General features: G+C 60.8%; 16 protein-coding genes. 11 read left to right on the top strand and 5 right to left on the bottom strand.

The genetic code is table 11. The features are described from left to right. Window positions 1–47 precede the first annotated feature (47 nt). Together ACEN93_RS17390 and ACEN93_RS17385 are read right to left on the bottom strand one after the other, a co-directional pair. Window positions 48–698, bottom strand: a complete 651-nt coding sequence (locus ACEN93_RS17390; protein WP_074689743.1) for an HAD family hydrolase — start codon at window positions 696–698, stop codon at window positions 48–50. Between the two features lie 28 nt (window positions 699–726). After that, a complete protein-coding gene (locus ACEN93_RS17385) occupies window positions 727–1,272 on the bottom strand; it encodes a gamma carbonic anhydrase family protein (RefSeq protein ID WP_039764816.1) in 546 nt (181 codons plus the stop codon). Between the two features lie 89 nt (window positions 1,273–1,361). Here ACEN93_RS17385 and prlC point away from each other — a divergent pair, with 89 nt between their 5' ends. The 3 genes from prlC to ACEN93_RS17370 all read left to right on the top strand — a co-directional run bounded on the left by prlC (window position 1,362) and on the right by ACEN93_RS17370 (window position 5,856). Continuing rightward, window positions 1,362–3,413, top strand: a complete 2,052-nt coding sequence (gene prlC / locus ACEN93_RS17380; RefSeq protein ID WP_495610309.1) for an oligopeptidase A — start codon at window positions 1,362–1,364, stop codon at window positions 3,411–3,413. Further along, window positions 3,410–3,700: a YheV family putative zinc ribbon protein gene (locus tag ACEN93_RS17375; RefSeq protein ID WP_007953955.1), complete on the top strand. Its 291-nt coding sequence runs from the start codon at window positions 3,410–3,412 to the stop codon at window positions 3,698–3,700. The genes prlC and ACEN93_RS17375 overlap by 4 nt, the downstream gene beginning before the upstream one ends. Before the next feature lie 113 nt (window positions 3,701–3,813). Beyond that, on the top strand, window positions 3,814–5,856 hold the full coding sequence (locus ACEN93_RS17370) for a M3 family metallopeptidase (RefSeq protein WP_495610308.1): 2,043 nt from the start codon (window positions 3,814–3,816) through the stop codon (window positions 5,854–5,856). On the opposite strand, the gene ACEN93_RS17365 is transcribed toward ACEN93_RS17370, so the two are convergent. Beyond that, window positions 5,843–6,487 (bottom strand): phosphatase domain-containing protein, encoded by a 645-nt coding sequence (locus tag ACEN93_RS17365; RefSeq protein ID WP_495610307.1) that lies wholly within the window; start codon window positions 6,485–6,487, stop codon window positions 5,843–5,845. The two genes, ACEN93_RS17370 and ACEN93_RS17365, sit on opposite strands and share 14 nt — an antisense overlap. Before the next feature lie 296 nt (window positions 6,488–6,783). On the opposite strand from ACEN93_RS17365, the gene ACEN93_RS17360 reads away from it, so the two are divergent. Genes ACEN93_RS17360 through ACEN93_RS17350 form a run of 3 tightly spaced genes read left to right on the top strand, consistent with a single transcriptional unit; the run spans window position 6,784 to window position 10,631 of the window. Next, window positions 6,784–7,530, top strand: coding sequence for a gluconate 2-dehydrogenase subunit 3 family protein (locus ACEN93_RS17360; RefSeq protein ID WP_103385836.1), 747 nt, complete (start codon window positions 6,784–6,786; stop codon window positions 7,528–7,530). A 2-nt stretch (window positions 7,531–7,532) separates the two neighbouring features. Then, a complete protein-coding gene (locus ACEN93_RS17355) occupies window positions 7,533–9,317 on the top strand; it encodes a GMC family oxidoreductase (protein WP_103385835.1) in 1,785 nt (594 codons plus the stop codon). A 12-nt stretch (window positions 9,318–9,329) separates the two neighbouring features. Next, entirely contained in the window at window positions 9,330–10,631 is a 1,302-nt protein-coding gene (locus tag ACEN93_RS17350; protein WP_495610306.1) for a c-type cytochrome, read from the top strand. 53 nt (window positions 10,632–10,684) lie between these two features. On the opposite strand, the gene ACEN93_RS17345 is transcribed toward ACEN93_RS17350, so the two are convergent. Beyond that, window positions 10,685–10,987 (bottom strand): hypothetical protein, encoded by a 303-nt coding sequence (locus ACEN93_RS17345; RefSeq protein ID WP_007953977.1) that lies wholly within the window; start codon window positions 10,985–10,987, stop codon window positions 10,685–10,687. A 233-nt stretch (window positions 10,988–11,220) separates the two neighbouring features. Here ACEN93_RS17345 and ACEN93_RS17340 point away from each other — a divergent pair, with 233 nt between their 5' ends. From ACEN93_RS17340 to ACEN93_RS17330, 3 genes are all read left to right on the top strand, one after another. Further along, the gene (locus ACEN93_RS17340; protein WP_039764828.1) at window positions 11,221–12,279 is read left to right on the top strand and encodes a PA0069 family radical SAM protein; all 1,059 of its coding nucleotides are present in this window, start codon (window positions 11,221–11,223) and stop codon (window positions 12,277–12,279) included. 238 nt (window positions 12,280–12,517) lie between these two features. Further along, window positions 12,518–13,249, top strand: a complete 732-nt coding sequence (locus tag ACEN93_RS17335) for a carbonic anhydrase (protein WP_039764830.1) — start codon at window positions 12,518–12,520, stop codon at window positions 13,247–13,249. Between the two features lie 90 nt (window positions 13,250–13,339). Beyond that, entirely contained in the window at window positions 13,340–14,866 is a 1,527-nt protein-coding gene (locus tag ACEN93_RS17330; protein WP_103385833.1) for a SulP family inorganic anion transporter, read from the top strand. Window positions 14,867–14,917: 51 nt separating this feature from the next. On the opposite strand, the gene ACEN93_RS17325 is transcribed toward ACEN93_RS17330, so the two are convergent. Then, window positions 14,918–15,550, bottom strand: a complete 633-nt coding sequence (locus tag ACEN93_RS17325; RefSeq protein WP_039764833.1) for a hypothetical protein — start codon at window positions 15,548–15,550, stop codon at window positions 14,918–14,920. Window positions 15,551–15,919: 369 nt separating this feature from the next. On the opposite strand from ACEN93_RS17325, the gene coxB reads away from it, so the two are divergent. Together coxB and ctaD are read left to right on the top strand one after the other, a co-directional pair. After that, complete coding sequence (coxB, locus tag ACEN93_RS17320) at window positions 15,920–17,047, top strand: cytochrome c oxidase subunit II (RefSeq protein ID WP_039764835.1); 1,128 nt, start codon at window positions 15,920–15,922, stop codon at window positions 17,045–17,047. 82 nt (window positions 17,048–17,129) lie between these two features. Beyond that, the gene (gene ctaD, locus ACEN93_RS17315; RefSeq protein WP_039764837.1) at window positions 17,130–18,722 is read left to right on the top strand and encodes a cytochrome c oxidase subunit I; all 1,593 of its coding nucleotides are present in this window, start codon (window positions 17,130–17,132) and stop codon (window positions 18,720–18,722) included. Window positions 18,723–18,736 lie beyond the last annotated feature (14 nt).

The following is an 18,736-nucleotide window of genomic DNA, read 5'->3' as shown; positions in this document are numbered from 1 at the left end:
AACACAAAACCAATGTGAGAGCGGGCTTGCTCGCGAAGGCTATCTGATCAGCGCTGCAAAAATGCCTGATGCAACTGATCCAAAGTCTCGAAGTGATAAGCCGGCGCCTCGGCATTCAACTCTTCAAAACTGCCAAACCCATAACCAACAGCCGCCGCATCCAGACCGTTGCTACGAGCACCAATCAGGTCGTGCTTGCGGTCACCGATCATCAGCGTATTGGCCGGATCCAGCCCTTCCTCGGCGATCAGGTGAGCAATCAGCTCGACCTTGTTGGTGCGGGTGCCGTCCAGTTCGCTACCGTAGATCACCTTGAAGTGTCTGGCGAAATCGAAGTGCCGGGCGATTTCCCGGGCGAACACCCACGGCTTCGACGTCGCGATATACAGCTGCCGGCCTTGGCCGCTCAGAGTTTCCAGCAACGGCGTGACGCCTTCGAACACCCGATTCTCGTAGAGGCCGGTGACCTTGAAGCGCTCGCGATAGAAATTCACCGCCTCCCACGCCTTCGCTTCATCAAAACCATAAAACTGCATGAACGCCTGCAACAGCGGCGGGCCGATGAAGTGTTCCAGCTTGGTCAGGTCCGGCTCATCGATGCCGAGTTTGCTCAAGGCGAACTGGATGGAACGGGTGATGCCCTCGCGCGGATCGGTGAGGGTGCCATCGAGGTCGAACAGTACGGTCTGGTAATGCATGAAAAATCCCGGGCGGTAGAGAGAAAAGTCAGAGCTGGTCGTAGCCTTCAGCCAGATGCAGGTCCTTGAGCTTCACGTAGTTCGCCGCGCTGTAGGTGAAAAAGGCGTTTTCCTTGTCGGTCAGCGGGCGAACCTGTTTCACCGGACTGCCCACGTACAGAAATCCGCTTTCCAGGCGCTTGCCCGGCGGCACCAGGCTGCCGGCGCCGATGATCACGTCGTCCTCGACCACCGCGCCGTCCATGACGATGCTGCCCATGCCGATCAATACGCGGCTGCCGACGGTGCAGCCGTGCAGCATGACCTTGTGGGCGATGGTCACGTCATCGCCGATCAGCAGCGGGAAGCCGTCCGGGTTGAACGGGCCGGCGTGGGTGATGTGCAACACGCAGCCATCCTGCACGCTGGTGCGCGCGCCGATGCGGATGCGGTGCATGTCGCCGCGGATCACGGTCAGCGGCCACACGGAGCTGTCTTCGCCGATTTCGACGTCGCCGATCACCACCGCCGAGCCGTCGACAAAAGCGCCTGGGTTCAAGCGTGGGGTGTGATTCTGGTACTTGCGAAGGGACACGATTAGTTCTCTCTCTGTCGCCGATAGCTGCGGTGGGTGTCGATTGTAATTAAGATGGGCGCATGTTTCTTCCAGCCAAGGTGCCAACCGTGAGCGTGAACAACCCTCTTCTGCAGTCCTACGACCTGCCGCCGTTCTCCGCGATCCGTGCCGAACACGTGCAGCCTGCCATCGAAACCATCCTGGCCGACAACCGCGCCGCCATCGCCGAAATCCTCAAGACCCAGGGCCAGAACCCGACCTGGGCCGGGCTGGTGCTGGCGATGGACGAACTCAATGATCGCCTGGGCGCCGCGTGGAGTCCGGTCAGCCACCTCAATGCCGTGTGCAACAGCGCCGAACTGCGCGAAGCCTACGAGTCGTGCCTGCCGGCATTGAGCGCCTACTCCACCGAGATGGGCCAGAACCGCGAGCTGTTCCAGGCCTATGAGGCCCTGGCCAACAGCCCGGAAGCCGCCGGCTTCGACGTGGCGCAGAAAACCATTCTGGAACATGCCCTGCGCGATTTCCGCCTGTCGGGTATCGACCTGCCGGAAGCCGAACAGAAACGCTACGCCGAAGTGCAGAGCAAGCTGTCCGAGCTGGGCAGCCGCTTTTCCAATCAGTTGCTCGACGCCACCCAGGCCTGGACCAAGCACCTGACCGATGAAGCCGCCCTCGCCGGCCTGACCGATTCGGCCAAGGCGCAAATGGCTGCTGCCGCCCAGGCCAAAGGCCTCGACGGCTGGCTGATCACCCTGGAATTCCCGAGCTACTACGCGGTGATGACCTACGCCCAGGACCGTGCGCTGCGCGAAGAAGTCTACGCCGCCTACTGCACCCGTGCGTCGGATCAAGGCCCGAACGCCGGCCAGAACGACAACGGCCCGGTCATGGATGAAATCCTCGACCTGCGTCAGGAACTGGCGAAGCTGCTCGGTTTCTCCAGCTTCTCCGAACTGAGCCTGGCCACCAAAATGGCCGAATCCAGCGATCAGGTCCTGAGCTTCCTGCGCGATCTGGCCAAGCGCAGCAAACCGTTTGCCGCCCAGGATCTGCAACAGCTCAAGGCTTACGCCGCCGAGCAGGGCTGCGCCGATCTGCAAAGCTGGGACAGCGGTTTCTACGGTGAAAAACTCCGTGAACAACGCTACAGCGTGGCTCAGGAAACCCTGCGCGCCTACTTCCCGATCGACAAAGTGCTGGGCGGTCTGTTCGCCATCGTTCAACGTCTGTACGGCATCGAAATCGCCGAACTGAAAGGCTTCGACACCTGGCACCCGGATGTACGCCTGTTCGAGATCAAGGAAAACGGCCAGCACGTCGGCCGCTTCTTCTTCGACCTCTATGCCCGCGCCAACAAGCGTGGCGGCGCGTGGATGGACGGCGCCCGCGACCGTCGCCGCACCGTCGACGGCGTGCTGCAAAGCCCAGTGGCCAATCTGGTGTGCAACTTCACCCCGGCCGACAGCGGCAAGCCTGCGCTGCTGACCCACGATGAAGTGACTACCCTGTTCCACGAATTCGGCCACGGCCTGCATCACCTGCTGACCCGAGTCGAGCATGCCGGCGTGTCCGGCATCAACGGCGTGGCGTGGGACGCGGTCGAGCTGCCAAGCCAGTTCATGGAGAACTGGTGCTGGGAGCCGGAAGGTCTCGCGCTGATCTCCGGCCACTACGAAACCGGCGAGCCGCTGCCGCAGGATCTGCTGGAAAAAATGCTCGCGGCGAAGAACTTCCAGTCCGGCCTGATGATGGTGCGCCAACTGGAGTTCTCGCTGTTCGACTTCGAACTGCACGCCACCCACGGTGACGGCCGCAGCGTCGCGCAGGTTCTGGAAGGCGTGCGCGACGAAGTCTCGGTGATGCGTCCGCCGGCCTACAACCGCTTCCCGAACAGCTTCGCCCACATCTTCGCCGGCGGTTACGCGGCGGGTTACTACAGCTACAAGTGGGCGGAAGTGCTGTCGGCGGATGCCTTCTCCAAGTTCGAAGAAGACGGCGTGCTGAATGCCGACACCGGTCGCGCCTTCCGCGAAGCGATCCTGGCCCGCGGTGGTTCGCAGGCGCCGATGGTGCTGTTCGTCGACTTCCGTGGCCGTGAGCCGTCGATTGACGCACTCTTGCGCCACAGCGGCCTGAGTGAGGACGCGGCAGCATGAGTGAGGCACCCGTGAAGACCAAAAAACGCTTTATCGCCGGGGCGGTCTGCCCGGCGTGCAGCGAGCCGGACAAACTGATGATGTGGAGCGAGGACGATGTCCCGCACCGTGAATGCGTGGCGTGCGGTTACAGCGACACGCTCAATGCCCAGGGGCTGTCGGTGCCGAAAGAGCTGGGCACGCGGGTCAACACCAGCGCGCTCAAGCCTGCACCGGACAAAACGGTTCAGGCGGTGCAGTTCTTCCCGAATCCGAAGCTGAAGAAAAAGCCTGACGAGCAGCACTGATCCTCAACCACCTTCCCCGATTCGGCGGTGGAAGGTGGTATTGGCTTAACACCTGTCCCCCGCACTTGCTTCGTAGGCTGGCCCCTTTGCGCCACGCCTCGAAGGAAGCTGCCATGCCCGACACCAATCCCCTCCTGCAACATTGGACGCTGCCACCCTGGCCAGCGATTCGCGCCGAGCATCTCGTGCCGGCAGTCAACCGCATCATTGCCGACAATCGACACATCATCGCCCAAGTGATCGCCAGTCAGTCCGAACATCCCGGCTGGGATGATCTGGTGCTGAGCATCGACGAAGCCGATGCCCGCCTCAGTGAATTCCGCTCGATTCTCGAAACGTTGTCGATGGTCAGATCCGACGATGCGGTCTGGCTCGTTGAAAGCGCCAAGGCGCATCTGGCGATCAATCAGTATCGCTCTGAAAAATCCCGCAATCGCCGGTTGTACAAGACCTATCAGCGTTTGGCGCAGAGCTCGATCGCCGGCAGTTTCGATGAGTCGCGCAACATCGCACTGTCGCGAATTCTGCGCCGATTCAAGCAGTCGGGCATTGAGCTTCCCACTGAACAGCAGCAGGAGCTGGCGCGGTTGAACCGCGAGATCGGTGGGTTGGAATTCGTATTTCTGGACAACCTCGAGCGCTGGGCCGAGGCGTGGAGCAAACGTGATGACGATGTGGCACTGCTTACGGGCCTGCCGCCGGCGATGAAGGATCGCCTGGCGCGCGCCGCACGCCAGGCCGGGCATGACGGCTGGCTGATCCGCCTGGACCAGAACACCTGCCAGCACATCCTCAAGTACGCCGAAAACCGCGCCTTGCGGGAGGAATGCTATGTGGCCTACCTGACCCGTGCCTCTGATCGGGGCCCACTGGCCGGACGCTTCGATAACGGCCCGGTGCTGGCCAAGCTGCTCGCCTTGCGCCAGCAGAAAGCCCGTTTGCTTGGCCACGAAAACGCCGCGCAACTGAGTCTGGCCAAACACAGCGCCGGGACGACGGCGTGGGTCAGTGGTTTTCTCCAGCGTCAGGCGGCGCAGCTGGCACCTGCCCTCGCGCAGGATGCAGAACAACTGGCGGCCTTTGCGCAGCAATGCGGGATCGACCGGGTCCAGCCGTGGGATGAAGACTTCCTCGCAGAACAATGGCGCCAGCAGCAGTTTCCCGGCGCACTGGAAAACCTGCGTGATTACTTCCCACTCGAGGGCACCCTGCGCAGGCTCTTTCTGTTCTGTGAACGGATGTTCGGGATCCGCATCGTCGAGCAGTCCGGCGGCGGGCAGTGGCATGACGATGTGCGCCTGCTGGAAATCAGCGAGCATGAACAGGTCATCGGCTACATCTACCTCGACCCGTTTCACCGCGACAAGGCGGTGGACTTTCCCGGCACCACCACACTGCGCAATCGCCGGATCAACGCCGAAGGTCGCCCGGCGCTGCCGATTGCGCTGCTCTACAGCAATTTCACACCGGCCACCGACACCCATCCGTGCCGGCTCGAAATCGACGATCTGCGGGTGCTGTTTCATGAATTTGGCCATTGCCTCCAGCACGTGTTGACGCGTTCGCCCCATTACACGCTGTCCGGCATCCTGCAATTGGGGCATGAAGCGGCAGAGTTTTCCGGGCAATTGTTTGAGCAATGGTGTCAGTCGCGCGAGTTTGTGCTGTGGCTCGGTGCCCATTTTCAGACCGGCGAGCGCTTGAGCGCCGCACGGGTCGACGCGGCTCTGTCAGCCAGTCAGGCCCATTCCAGCCGGCAACAGGCCTTGTTGCTGATGGGGGCGATGATTGACTTCGAACTGCACTTGACCCACGGCGATGGACGCTCGGTCGAAGAGGTTTGCAACGATGTGCAGCGCACTCTGACTCATCTGCAATTACCGGACGATCACCGGTTCGCCAATGGTTTCGATTACATGGTGACCCAGTACGACGCTTCGGTTTACGCCTATGTCTGGTCGAACATGCTGGCCCAGGAAGCATTCAAGCGCTTCAGCCGCGACTGGGTGTTCAACGCGCAGACCGGTCGTGAGTTTCGCGCAACGTTCTTTACACCGGGTGCGGGGCGTCCGCTCCTGGATGCGGTTGAAGCGTTCATCGGCCGGCCAGTCGCCGGCCTCGTTAATGAGGAGGCCGGAAGGGTTACTTCAGATTGACCGTCTGAAACCAGCTCTTCATCGAGCACGTAGCAAACGCGCTGGTACTGCAATCGCCATTGGCCAGCGCGGTGCGCAACTTGTCGACATCGACCTGCATCACGTAACGCACGCTGTCCCGGAAGTGCCCACTCTCACCAAAGCCGCCTTGAGTCATTTCGTTCAGCGCGTCTTCCTTGCTCCAGCCCTGCACGACGATCCGGTACATCGCCGCCATCAGGCCGGTGCGATCGGAGCCGTGCTTGCAGTGCATCAGCACCGGGCCGTCGGCTTCGGCGGACTGAATGGCACGCAGGGTCTTGAGCACATCACTGTCGTCCACGTGATTGGTGCGATAGGGCAGTTGCACCTGATGGATACCGGGGGCTTTCAGCCAGTTGGAATCCGCTTCCGGCAAAAAGTTGATGACCGTGGCCACTTTCAGGTTGTTCAGCAACGGTACCGCGCCGTCGTCGGGGAGCGCGCTGCGATACAGCGTGGGCGACATCTGGAACAGGTTGTATTGCACCTCTACCGGTTGCGCCCACTCGACGGGACGGGAAGCCGGGGTTTGCGCGGCCTGAGCTGGACTCCAACTGAACAGGGCCAGCAGCGATAAACAGAAAGCGGAGGAAAAACGCGTCAGGAACATGCTTTACGGCGACCGTGTGGGTTTCGTCAGTGAAGGCCGCAGCTTGCGAGCTTCGCGGTCAAATCCCCGTGAGGCGCTTGTAAAAGAATCGTGAATACCGCGGTTCCCTTGATCGAAAAGCGCTGTTTTTTTGGCTGAATCGGTTCATCCGGTTGCTTAGCCTGCTACCATTTGTCACATCATGTTGCAGACGCGTCCCCTTCTACCGGTCATTCCGGCCACGTCGCAGCCAGAAAATTCTTGAGCCGTTCGCAGAAACGGCTGACAACCATCAATGCCTGATGAGGTGCATCCCCATGTCTGATGAAGATCGAGACAACCCGCGGCGTGAGTTTTTGCGCAAATCCCTGACCCTGATTCCGGTCGTCACCCTCGCTGGCAGCGGTCTCGGCAGCACGGTGCTGCAAGCCGCGCCTGAAAGCGCGCCTGCCACGTCCCAGGCGAAAACGGCCGCCGTTGAAGCGAGCACCTATCAGCCGAGCTACTTCACCGCAGAAGAGTGGGCATTCATCAATGCCGCCGTCGCGCAGTTGATCCCCAACGATGCGCAGGGTCCAGGTGCACTCGAAGCTGGCGTGCCGGAATACATCGACCGTCAGATGAACACCCCCTACGCCGCCGGTGCCCTTTGGTACATGCAGGGCCCGTTCAATGCCGACGCCGCGCCGGAGATGGGCTGGCAGAGCAAACTGGTCCCGAAAGAGATCTATCGCCTCGGCATCGCCGCCACGGATCAGTGGGCAAAATCCATCAACGGTAAAACATTTGCCGAGCAAGACAGCGCTACCCGAGACGATCTGCTCAAGCAGCTTGAAGCTGGAAAACCGCAATTCGACGCGGTTCCGGCGAAGATTTTCTTCAGTCTGCTGCTGCAAAACACCAAGGAAGGGTTCTTCTGCGACCCGATCCACGGCGGCAATAAAGGCATGGTCGGCTGGACCATGATCGGCTTCCCGGGCGCCCGCGCCGATTTCATGGATTGGGTGGAACGCAACGAGCAGTACCCCTTCCCGGCAGTTTCGATTCGCGGCGAGAGGGCGTGAGCATGGCAACGGTAATGAAGAAGGTCGACGCAGTGATCGTCGGTTTCGGCTGGACAGGCGCGATCATGGCCAAGGAGCTGACCGAGGCCGGACTGAACGTGCTGGCGCTGGAGCGCGGGCCGATGCAGGACACTTACCCGGACGGCAACTATCCTCAGGTGATCGACGAACTCACCTACAGCGTGCGGAAAAAACTCTTCCAGGACGTTTCCAAGGAAACCGTCACCATCCGCCACAGCATCAACGACATCGCCCTGCCGAATCGCCAGTTGGGCGCGTTCCTGCCCGGCAATGGCGTGGGCGGCGCCGGGCTGCACTGGTCGGGCGTGCACTTTCGGGTCGACCCGATCGAGTTGCGCATGCGCAGCCACTACGAAGAGCGCTACGGCAAAAGCTTCATCCCCAAGGACATGACCATCCAGGACTTCGGCGTCAGCTATGAAGAGCTGGAGCCGTTCTTCGATTTCGCCGAAAAAGTCTTCGGCACCTCCGGCCAGGCCTGGACCGTGAAAGGCCAACTGGTCGGCCAGGGCAAGGGCGGCAACCCGTACGCACCGGATCGCTCGAACCCGTTCCCGCTGGAAGCGCAGAAGAACACGGTTTCCGCACAGCTGTTCGGTAAAGCGGCTACGGAGGTGGGTTACAAACCCTACAACCTGCCTTCGGCAAATACGTCGGGGCCGTACACCAACCCTTACGGCGCGCAGATGGGCCCGTGCAACTTCTGCGGTTTCTGCAGCGGTTACGTCTGCTACATGTATTCCAAGGCCTCGCCGAACGTGAACATTCTGCCGGCGCTGAAGCCGCTGCCGAATTTCGAACTGCGGCCTAACGCCCACGTTCTGCGGGTCAACCTCGACAGTACGAAAACCAAAGCCACCGGCGTCACCTACGTCGACGGCCAGGGCCGCGAGATCGAGCAACCGGCGGATCTGGTAATCCTCGGCGCGTTCCAGTTGCACAACGTGCGCCTGATGCTGCTCTCCGGCATCGGCAAACCGTACGACCCGGTCAGCGGTGAAGGCGTGGTCGGGCGCAACTTCGCCTACCAGAACATGGCCACCATCAAGGCGTTCTTCGACAAGGACACCCACACCAACAACTTCATCGGTGCCGGCGGCAACGGTGTGGCGGTGGATGACTTCAACGCCGACAACTTCGACCACGGGCCTCACGGTTTCGTCGGTGGCTCGCCGATGTGGGTCAACCAGGCCGGCAGCCGACCGATCGCCGGCACCTCCAACCCGCCGGGCACCCCGGCCTGGGGCAGTGCGTGGAAACGCGCGACCGCCGATTACTACACCCACCAGGTGTCGATGGACGCCCACGGCGCACATCAGTCCTACCGTGGCAACTACCTCGATCTGGATCCGGTGTACCGCGATGCCTACGGCATGCCGCTGCTGCGGATGACGTTCGACTGGCAGGAAAACGACATCAAGATGAACCGCTTCATGGTCGAGAAAATGGGCAAGATCGCCGAGGCCATGGGCCCGAAAGCCATCGCCGTGATCGGCAAGAAAGTCGGCGACCACTTCAACACTGCGTCGTACCAGACCACCCACCTCAACGGTGGCGCGATCATGGGCACCGATCCGAAGACCAGCGCGCTGAACCGTTACCTGCAGAGCTGGGACGTGCACAACGTATTCGTTCCGGGTGCCTCGGCGTTTCCGCAAGGGCTGGGCTACAACCCCACCGGCCTGGTTGCCGCGCTGACCTACTGGTCGGCGAAAGCGATCCGCGAGCAATACCTGAAAAACCCCGGCCCGCTGGTTCAGGCTTAAGGAGCGATGACCATGAAGACTCTCGTTATCGCGACCCTCGCGCTGCTCGGCTGCACTGCCGTTCATGGCGCCGAAGTTGATCAATCCTTGATCAAACAAGGCGAATACCTCGCCCGTGCCGGCGACTGCGTGGCCTGCCACACGGCCAAGGATGGCAAGCCGTTCGCCGGTGGCCTGCCGATGGAAACCCCGATCGGCACGATCTACTCGACCAACATCACCTCGGATAAAACCGGCGTCGGTGACTACAGTTTCGAGGATTTCGACCAGGCCGTGCGGCATGGCGTGGCCAAAAACGGCAGTACCTTGTACCCGGCGATGCCGTACCCGTCCTACGCCCGTGTCAGCGAACCCGACATGCAGGCGCTTTACGCCTACTTCATGCACGGCGTGGAACCGGTGGCGCAAGAGAACAAGGCCAGCGATATCCCGTGGCCATTGAGCATGCGCTGGCCGCTGATGGGCTGGCGCTGGCTGTTCGCGCCGAAGGTCGAGGATTACAAAGCCGCGTCGGACGACGCCGTCGTCAGCCGTGGGGCGTATCTGGTGGAAGGCCTCGGACATTGCGGCGCGTGCCATACGCCACGGGCCCTGACCATGCAGGAAAAATCCCTGAGCGCGGCCGAAGGCAGCAGTTTTCTGTCAGGCAGTGCGCCGCTGGAAGGCTGGATCGCCAAAAGTTTGCGCGGCGACCACAAGGACGGTCTCGGCAGTTGGAGCGAAGAGCAACTGGTGCAGTTTCTCAAGACCGGTCGCAGCGACCGCAGCGCGGTGTTCGGCGGCATGAGCGACGTGGTCACCCACAGCATGCAGTACATGACCGACGCCGACCTGACCGCGATTGCCCGTTACCTGAAATCGCTGCCGGCCAATGATCCTGCCGACCAGCCGCACCAGTACGACGAAAAAGCCGCCAAGGCCTTGTGGAATGGTGACGACAGTCAGCGTGGCGCGTCGGTGTACATCGACAACTGCGCCGCCTGCCACCGCACCGACGGCCATGGCTACACCCGGGTGTTCCCAGCGTTGGCAGGTAATCCGGTGTTGCAATCGGACGACCCGACTTCGCTGATCCACATCGTGCTCAAGGGCGGCACGCTGCCTGCGACGCACACGGCGCCGTCGACGTTCACCATGCCTGGCTTCGCCTGGCGTCTGTCGGATCAGGAAGTGGCGGATGTCGTGAGTTTTATTCGTGGAAGTTGGGGTAACAAGGCATCCCCTGTCACCGCGAAAGAGATTGCCAAGTTACGCACCGACGATATGACTACAACATCAGCCGGTGATCTTGGCCAAGTAACAAGCCACAAATAAGCGCAATAACCCCTGCATGATTAATCATGCGGGGGTTATTTATTTAATGGCTGTTACGGATTGGTAATACTGGCATAGGCTTTGGCCAGGGCAACCAGTTTGGCTCGATCCTGCTCACCGATTTCACCGTCACGATCCACATCGTGCTCCAGACGGCCGATGCTGAAGGTATGGCCGCCATCCCGGGAGGTCGCGGTGACAAAAATCGGATCAACCAGCATTTCGGTCTGTACGCCGGCCTCGGCATCCCAGCCCAGTTCCTTACGCGCCAGTTGCATGGAAACCAGTGTATTGGGTTCCGATGGGCCGGGTTGCATCAGTTGCAGAAAAATACCGCGCGAATTAAAAAACGACATCATCAAATCCTTTTGTCTTTTATATAGTCAAGTGGTGTGAAGCGGAGTGGATACTACGAACTTGAACAGTGAACGAACAGCCAACTTATGTTTCTTCAATTTGCACAACTACAACTTTAGCTCTAAACAAACTTACAACTAACTGCGCGATTTATTGATGGACGGCTGAACGGTAGTGGATCCTCCGCCACCTTGCGGATACTGTATGCATGTACAGACCAAGGACACCCGTGATGACCAGCCCCTTGCCCCCGCGCGGTCGCGGCACCGCGACCAACCCGCACAACCGCTTCGCGCCGAGTCGTTCGGTGGCCGAAGATGATGGCTGGTATCAGGAAGTGCCACTGACTCAGGGCACCGAAGTCAGCTTCGAAACCGCGAAGACCATCATCACCCGCAACACCTCGCCGGACCTGCCCTTCGACCGCTCGATCAATCCCTATCGCGGCTGCGAGCATGGCTGCATTTATTGCTATGCACGGCCCAGCCACGCCTATTGGGACATGTCGCCGGGGCTGGATTTCGAAACCAAACTGATCGCCAAAACCAACGCCGCCCAGGTGCTGGAAGAACAGCTGGGGAAAAAAGGCTATCAATGTGCGCCGATCAACCTCGGCTCCAACACCGATCCCTATCAGCCGATCGAACGCGAACACCGGATCACCCGCCAGACCCTCGAAGTGCTGCTGCGCTACCGGCATCCGGTGACGATCGTTACCAAGGGCTCGCTGATCCTGCGCGACCTCGACCTGCTCACCGAACTGGCACAACAGCGGCTGGTGGCGGTGATGATCAGCCTGACCACCCTGGACGACGAACTCAAACGCATCCTCGAACCCCGCGCCGCTGCGCCCAAGGCCCGGTTGCGGGCGATCCGGGTGATGCGCGAGGCGGGGATTCCAGTGGGCGTGCTGTGCTCGCCGATGATTCCGATGATCAACGACAGCGAAATCGAAAGCCTGCTGACCGAGGCCCACGCGGCCGGCGCCCAGAGCGCTGCGTACATGATGCTGCGCCTGCCGCTGGAGGTGGCGCCGCTGTTCGAGGAATGGCTCGAGGCGCACTACCCGCAACGTGCGGCGCATGTGCTGAGCCTGATCCGCCAGAGTCGTGGCGGCGAGCTGTACGACAGCCGTTTCGGTGCCCGGATGCGCGGTGAAGGGCCGTTTGCCGACCTGCTCGCCCAGCGCTTCGCCAAAGCATTGAAACGTCTTGGGCTCAATCACCGCGAAGGCTTCAACCTCGACTGCACGGCCTTCTGTCCGCCGGGTCGCCAGATGGCGCTGATTTAGCGACAATTGGCCCTTGGTTGAGAGGAAGGAATGCTTGGCCCGGTTTACGCCGGTCACGTTTTTTGTGACCTGGAACACACGTTCTAGAGCGCTTGATTCAGTTTGAGTTAAGTTTCGGCAGTTACCTTGTTCATCGAGTGACTGACGGGTCGGGATGACCCGGATGTTCTAAACAGCCACTGGCTTCACACCGGAATACACGGGAACGACTCCCCGAATCCGCCAATGAGGATGAATCATGAGTGACAAGGATAAACAGCCGTTGGCTGCGTCGGCGCAAGCCGCCCCTGTGGCGGAATCCGCCGATGCAGCGTTGAATCGTATCGTTGACGGCTTTTTGCATTTTCATCATGAGGTCTTCCCACAGCAGGAAGAACTCTTCAAGAAACTCGCCACGGCCCAATCGCCACGGGCCATGTTCATCACCTGCGCCGACTCGCGCATCGTTCCTGAACTGATCACCCAGAGTTCGCCCGGCGATCTGTTCGTGACCCGTAACGTCGGCAACGTCGTACCACCCTACGGCCAGATGAACGGCGGCGTTTCCACCGCCATCGAATATGCGGTTCTGGCACTTGGCGTGCAGCACATCATCATTTGCGGCCACTCCGACTGCGGCGCCATGCGTGCGGTACTCAATCCGGACAGCCTGGAAAAGATGCCGACGGTCAAAGCCTGGCTGCGCCACGCCGAAGTCGCGAAAACCATGGTGCATGACAACTGCAACTGCGCCGACGAAAAAGAAAGCATGCCGATCCTCACCGAGGAAAACGTCATCGCCCAACTGCAGCACTTGCGTACCCATCCTTCGGTAGCCTCACGCATGGCGAACGGTCATCTGTTCATCCATGGCTGGGTCTACAACATCGAAACCAGCGAAATCAAAGCTTACGACGCGGATCAGGGTTGCTTCCTGCCGCTCGACGGCAGCCATCCGATTCCGGTGGCGACGCCCAAAGCGCGCTTCTAAATCCTCCTAAAAATCCGTGTGGTTTGACGCCGGCCGCTGTTTCAGCGGCCAGGCCTTGCCACGCCTGAAGAAAACTTCGGGAGTATCGCCATGCGTGCGGCTCAATTGAAAGCTGTGTTGCCACGGGAGCTGCTAGCTTCGGTGGTTGTGTTTCTGGTCGCGTTGCCGCTGTGCATGGGCATTGCCATTGCGTCAGGGCTGCCGCCGGCCAAAGGCCTGATCACCGGGATCATCGGCGGTCTGGTGGTGGGCTGGCTGGCGGGGTCGCCGTTGCAGGTCAGCGGGCCGGCGGCGGGTCTGGCGGTGCTGGTGTTCGAGCTGGTGCGCCAGCACGGCATCGAAATGCTCGGGCCGATCCTGCTGCTCGCCGGTTTCCTGCAACTGGTAGCGGGACGCCTGAAGCTCGGTTGCTGGTTCCGGGTCACGGCGCCAGCGGTGGTGTACGGCATGCTTGCCGGTATCGGTGTGCTGATCGTGCTGTCACAGGTGCATGTGATGCTTGACGCTTCACCGAAACCCTCCGGTCTCGACAACCTCACGGCTTTCCCCGGCGCGGTGGCGCAGGCCTTGCCGTCCTTTGGCTGGCAGGCCGGGCTGCTCGGGCTGTCGACCATCGCGGTGATGTGGCTGTGGGAAAAATTCCGCCCGCATTCGCTGCGTTTCATTCCGGGCGCGCTGCTCGGAGTCGGACTGGCGACAGGCGCCAGCCTGCTGCTGGCGCTGCAAGTGAAGCGGGTTGAAGTGCCGGCGAATCTGGCCGAAGCCATCGACTGGCTGACACCGGCGGATCTGCTCAGCCTGGCCGACCCGACGCTGCTGATCGCCGCGTTCGCCGTCGCCTTCATCGCCAGCGCCGAAACCCTGCTGTCCGCCGCCGCGGTGGATCGCATGCACAGCGGCCCGCGTTCGGATTTCGACCGTGAGCTGTCGGCGCAAGGCGTCGGCAACATGCTCTGTGGTCTGGTCGGCGCGCTGCCGATGACCGGGGTGATCGTACGCAGTTCGGCCAACGTCCAGGCCGGCGCCACCACACGCTACTCGACGATTTTCCATGGCCTGTGGCTGCTGGCGTTCGTGCTGTTGCTGTCGAGCGTGTTGCAGAGCATTCCGGTGGCGAGTCTGGCGGGCGTTCTGGTCTACACCGGTTTCAAACTGGTGGATCTCAAGGCGTTTCGTGGTCTGGGGCGTTATGGCCGGATGCCGATGTTCACCTACGCCGCCACGGCGCTGGCGATCATCTTCACCGACCTGTTGACGGGCGTATTGATCGGTTTCGGCCTGACGTTGTTGAAACTGGCGTTCAAGGCCTCGCGCCTGAAAATCAGCCTGATCGATCTGCCGCAGGAAGGGGAAATGGAGTTGCGTCTGGTGGGCGCCGCGACGTTCCTCAAGGTGCCGGCGCTGACTCAGGTACTGGGCAGCATTCCGCCGGGCACGACGGTGCATGTGCCGCTCAATAACCTGAGCTACATCGACCATTCGTGTCTGGAACTGCTCGAAGAGTGGGGCCGGGCGAATGCGGCCAAGGGGGCGAAACTGTTGATCGAGTCTCGCGGGTTGAAGCGACGGCTCGAGGGGCGGATCCGCACCACCACCGGGATCGGAGCGGCGGGCTGAAAACACTTGGGGGAACAGAGCAATCTGTTCCCCCAATCGTTTGCGCCGAGATCAAGCCGCAGGCTGATCCAGCTCCAGGCCCACGCCCAGACGCCGGCTCATGCACGGCCAGCGTTTCCATGCCGCACCGGTGTCCGGGCTGCTGAGTTTCTCGCGGTAGGCTTCCACCGACTCCAGCGCAAAGCTGTCGTCGTCGAGCATGCTGTCCACCGCGTGGTGCACCACTTCGTCGAGTTGGTTGGCAAATTCCTCACCGATCAACTGGTGAGCAATCAGATTGGCGACCGTCATGTCCAAGGGGATCAGTGGCTGGCCGAAATGCTTGATGTACAGGTCGTTGACCTCTTCGACAAAACGGTGCGCCAGATAGGCTTCGTCCAGCAGACTGTCCAGGCCCACGGGTGGCTGGAGGAAGTACTGCTCGGCGATTTTCAGCACCGGTTTGATCTGCGATTCGATTCCCGCTTCCCTGGCGACTTCATTGGCTGCATCCAGCAGGTCTGGCACTTCATCGATGTAGGCGGCGACAAAACGCGTCAGCACGCCATTGGCGTCGGTTTCCGGCAACTGGATCGCCGGGTGCAGGTGTTGCATTTGAGCTTCCAGCTGACGGGTCAGCTTTCCGGTTTCAATCTCGTGTTGTCGGGCTATGTGTATTTGCTCGCGCAATGCGGCGGTGTTCATGAAAACTCCAGGAAACAAGGCAATGAAATAGGGAAGACATAACTTAGCTGGCTTACGAAAAATGCTAAGACGCATTTGTCATAATTATTTCATCCTTGATGCACCGGCGTTATATCGGTTTGCCACCACTCGTCTGCATCCTTCTCCATTCGTGCCCTGGAACGCAAGCGTCAGCTGTTTCATTCGATTTACGTCCTCACATTGCATTTCTCGGTGGCTGTCTATACTCGCCATTGAATGGAGTTAGCTGATGACGCCCGACTGCCCACGCAGCAAGGCCCGGCGATTCAAGTTCGTAGTCTGATGCAGCCGCTCCCTTGCCTCTGGTGAAAGCCGGCGGGATAACAAGAACGATAAGGGGAACCCGCAATGATGCGACATCCACACGTCTGGATGGGCCTCCTGTTGTGGTCGATTTTCAGCCCGGTGCACGCTGCCTGGACTGTGAATATGGCGCCTGGAGCGACTGAAATCAGTCACGCAGTATTCGACCTGCACATGACCATTTTCTGGATCTGTGTGGTGATCGGGATCATCGTCTTCGGCGCCATGTTCTGGTCGATGATGGTGCACCGCCGTTCTACCGGGCAGGTCGCCGCAAAATTCCACGAAAGCACCACCGTCGAAATTCTCTGGACCGTCGTCCCGCTGCTGATCCTAGTGGCGATGGCCGTTCCGGCGACCGCGACCCTGATCAAGATGTACGACACCAGTGAGCCGGATATCGATATCCAGATCACCGGTTATCAGTGGAAGTGGCACTACAAATACCTGGGCCAGGACGTCGAGTTCTTCAGCAACCTGGCCACGCCCGCCGAGCAGATCCACAACAAGGAGGCCAAGGGCGAGCACTACCTGCTCGAGGTCGACAAGCCGCTGGTGCTGCCGACCGGGGCCAAGGTGCGCTTTCTCGTGACCTCCGCCGACGTGATCCACTCCTGGTGGGTGCCGGCCTTCGCGGTCAAGCGTGATGCGATCCCCGGGTTCGTCAACGAAGCCTGGACCCGCATCGACAAGCCCGGCCTCTATCGCGGCCAGTGCGCCGAACTGTGCGGCAAGGATCACGGCTTCATGCCGATCGTGGTCGACGTCAAGGAGAAGGCCGACTACGAAAAATGGCTCGCCGAGCGCAAGGCCGAAGCGTTGCAGCTCAAGGAGCTGACCAGCAAGGAATGGACCCTCGACGAACTCAAGGAACGTGGCGACAAGATCTACCACACCACCTGCGTCGCCTGTCACCAGGCCGAAGGCCAGGGCCTGCCACCGATGTTCCCGGCACTCAAGGGCTCGAAAATCGCCACCGGCCCGAAAGACGCGCACCTGAGCATTGTCTTCCACGGCAAGCCCGGCACCGCCATGGCGGCGTTCGGCAAGCAGCTGTCGGAAGTCGATATCGCAGCGGTCGTGACCTACGAACGTAACGCCTGGGGCAACAACAAGGGCGACATGGTCACGCCAAAAGAAGTGCTGGAGCTGAAACAGGCGGAAAGCAAATGAGCCGGTCTATTGCGTACTTCGTGAACCGGTCGGGGCCCTGCGTCCCGGCCTGCCCAGTCCACTCACTTGAAGGAGACCGGCCATGAGCGCTGTCATCGATGACCACGGTCATGCCGAGCACGACCACGCCCACGGCCCCGCCAAAGGCCTGATGCGCTGGGTGCTGACCACCAACCACAAGGACATCGGCACGCTGTACCTGTGGTTTGCGTTCTGCATGTTCCTGCTCGGCGGCTCGTTCGCCATGGTGATCCGCGCCGAGCTGTTCCAGCCCGGCCTGCAGATCGTCCAGCCGGAATTCTTCAACCAGATGACCACCATGCATGGTCTGGTGATGGTATTCGGGGCGGTGATGCCAGCGTTCGTCGGCCTCGCCAACTGGATGATCCCGTTGATGGTCGGCGCGCCGGACATGGCCCTGCCGCGGATGAACAACTTCAGCTTCTGGCTGCTGCCGGCGGCGTTCCTGCTGCTGGTCTCGACTCTTTTCACCCCCGGTGGCGGGCCGAACTTCGGCTGGACGTTCTACGCGCCGCTGTCCACCACCTATGCCCCGGAAAGCGTGACGTTCTTCATCTTCGCCATTCACTTGATGGGGATCAGCTCGATCATGGGCGCGATCAACGTGATCGCCACCATCCTCAACCTGCGCGCCCCCGGCATGACCCTGATGAAAATGCCGCTGTTCGTCTGGACCTGGCTGATCACCGCGTTCCTGCTGATCGCGGTGATGCCGGTGCTGGCCGGGTGCGTGACGATGATGCTGATGGACATCCACTTCGGCACCAGTTTCTTCAGTGCCGCCGGTGGCGGTGACCCGGTGCTGTTCCAGCATGTGTTCTGGTTCTTCGGCCACCCCGAGGTGTACATCATGATCCTGCCGGCCTTCGGTGCCGTCAGCCAGATCATCCCGACCTTCTCGCGCAAGCCGCTGTTCGGCTACACCTCGATGGTCTACGCCACGGCGAGCATCGCGTTCCTGTCGTTCATCGTCTGGGCGCACCACATGTTCGTGGTGGGCATCCCGCTGGTGGGCGAGTTGTTCTTCATGTACGCGACGATGCTGATCGCGGTGCCAACCGGGGTGAAGGTGTTCAACTGGGCCAGCACCATGTGGCAAGGCTCGATGACCTTCGAGACGCCGATGCTGTTTGCCGTGGCGTTCGTGATCCTGTTTTCCATCGGCGGTTTCTCCGGGCTGATGCTGGCCATCGCCCCGGCCGACTTCCAGTACCAGGACACCTACTTCGTGGTCGCGCACTTCCACTACGTGCTGGTGCCGGGGGCGATCTTCGGGATTTTCGCGTCGGCCTATTACTGGCTGCCGAAATGGACCGGCCACATGTACGACGAAACTCTGGGCAAGCTGCACTTCTGGCTGTCCTTCGTCGGCATGAACCTGACGTTCTTCCCGATGCACTTCGTGGGCCTGGCGGGCATGCCCCGACGGATTCCGGACTACAACCTGCAGTTCGCCGACTTCAACATGGTCTCGTCGATCGGCGCGTTCATGTTTGGCGCCACGCAGATCTTCTTCCTGTTCATCGTGATCAAGACCATCCGTGGCGGCGAACCGGCTCCGGCCAAACCGTGGGATGGCGCCGAAGGTCTGGAATGGAGCGTGCCGTCTCCGGCGCCGTATCACACCTTCACCACACCGCCGGAAGTGAAATGAACCCTGTAGCCGTT

It is taken from the genome of Pseudomonas sp. Pseusp21, assembly GCF_059492145.1.
The sequence above is the reverse complement of the archived record's forward strand: the minus strand, read 5'-3'. Positions and strand labels throughout refer to the sequence as shown.

Coding starts and splice junctions, on each gene's coding strand:
- ACEN93_RS17375 (WP_007953955.1), top strand. CDS start 3,410: ATGAGTGAGGCACCCGTGAAGACCAAAAAACGCTTTATCGCCGGGGCG.
- ACEN93_RS17370 (WP_495610308.1), top strand. CDS start 3,814: ATGCCCGACACCAATCCCCTCCTGCAACATTGGACGCTGCCACCCTGG.
- ctaD (WP_039764837.1), top strand. CDS start 17,130: ATGAGCGCTGTCATCGATGACCACGGTCATGCCGAGCACGACCACGCC.
- ACEN93_RS17335 (WP_039764830.1), top strand. CDS start 12,518: ATGAGTGACAAGGATAAACAGCCGTTGGCTGCGTCGGCGCAAGCCGCC.
- ACEN93_RS17345 (WP_007953977.1), bottom strand. CDS start 10,987: ATGTCGTTTTTTAATTCGCGCGGTATTTTTCTGCAACTGATGCAACCC.
- ACEN93_RS17340 (WP_039764828.1), top strand. CDS start 11,221: ATGACCAGCCCCTTGCCCCCGCGCGGTCGCGGCACCGCGACCAACCCG.
- ACEN93_RS17365 (WP_495610307.1), bottom strand. CDS start 6,487: ATGTTCCTGACGCGTTTTTCCTCCGCTTTCTGTTTATCGCTGCTGGCC.
- ACEN93_RS17330 (WP_103385833.1), top strand. CDS start 13,340: ATGCGTGCGGCTCAATTGAAAGCTGTGTTGCCACGGGAGCTGCTAGCT.
- ACEN93_RS17390 (WP_074689743.1), bottom strand. CDS start 698: ATGCATTACCAGACCGTACTGTTCGACCTCGATGGCACCCTCACCGAT.
- ACEN93_RS17325 (WP_039764833.1), bottom strand. CDS start 15,550: ATGAACACCGCCGCATTGCGCGAGCAAATACACATAGCCCGACAACAC.
- coxB (WP_039764835.1), top strand. CDS start 15,920: ATGATGCGACATCCACACGTCTGGATGGGCCTCCTGTTGTGGTCGATT.
- ACEN93_RS17350 (WP_495610306.1), top strand. CDS start 9,330: ATGAAGACTCTCGTTATCGCGACCCTCGCGCTGCTCGGCTGCACTGCC.
- ACEN93_RS17355 (WP_103385835.1), top strand. CDS start 7,533: ATGGCAACGGTAATGAAGAAGGTCGACGCAGTGATCGTCGGTTTCGGC.
- ACEN93_RS17360 (WP_103385836.1), top strand. CDS start 6,784: ATGTCTGATGAAGATCGAGACAACCCGCGGCGTGAGTTTTTGCGCAAA.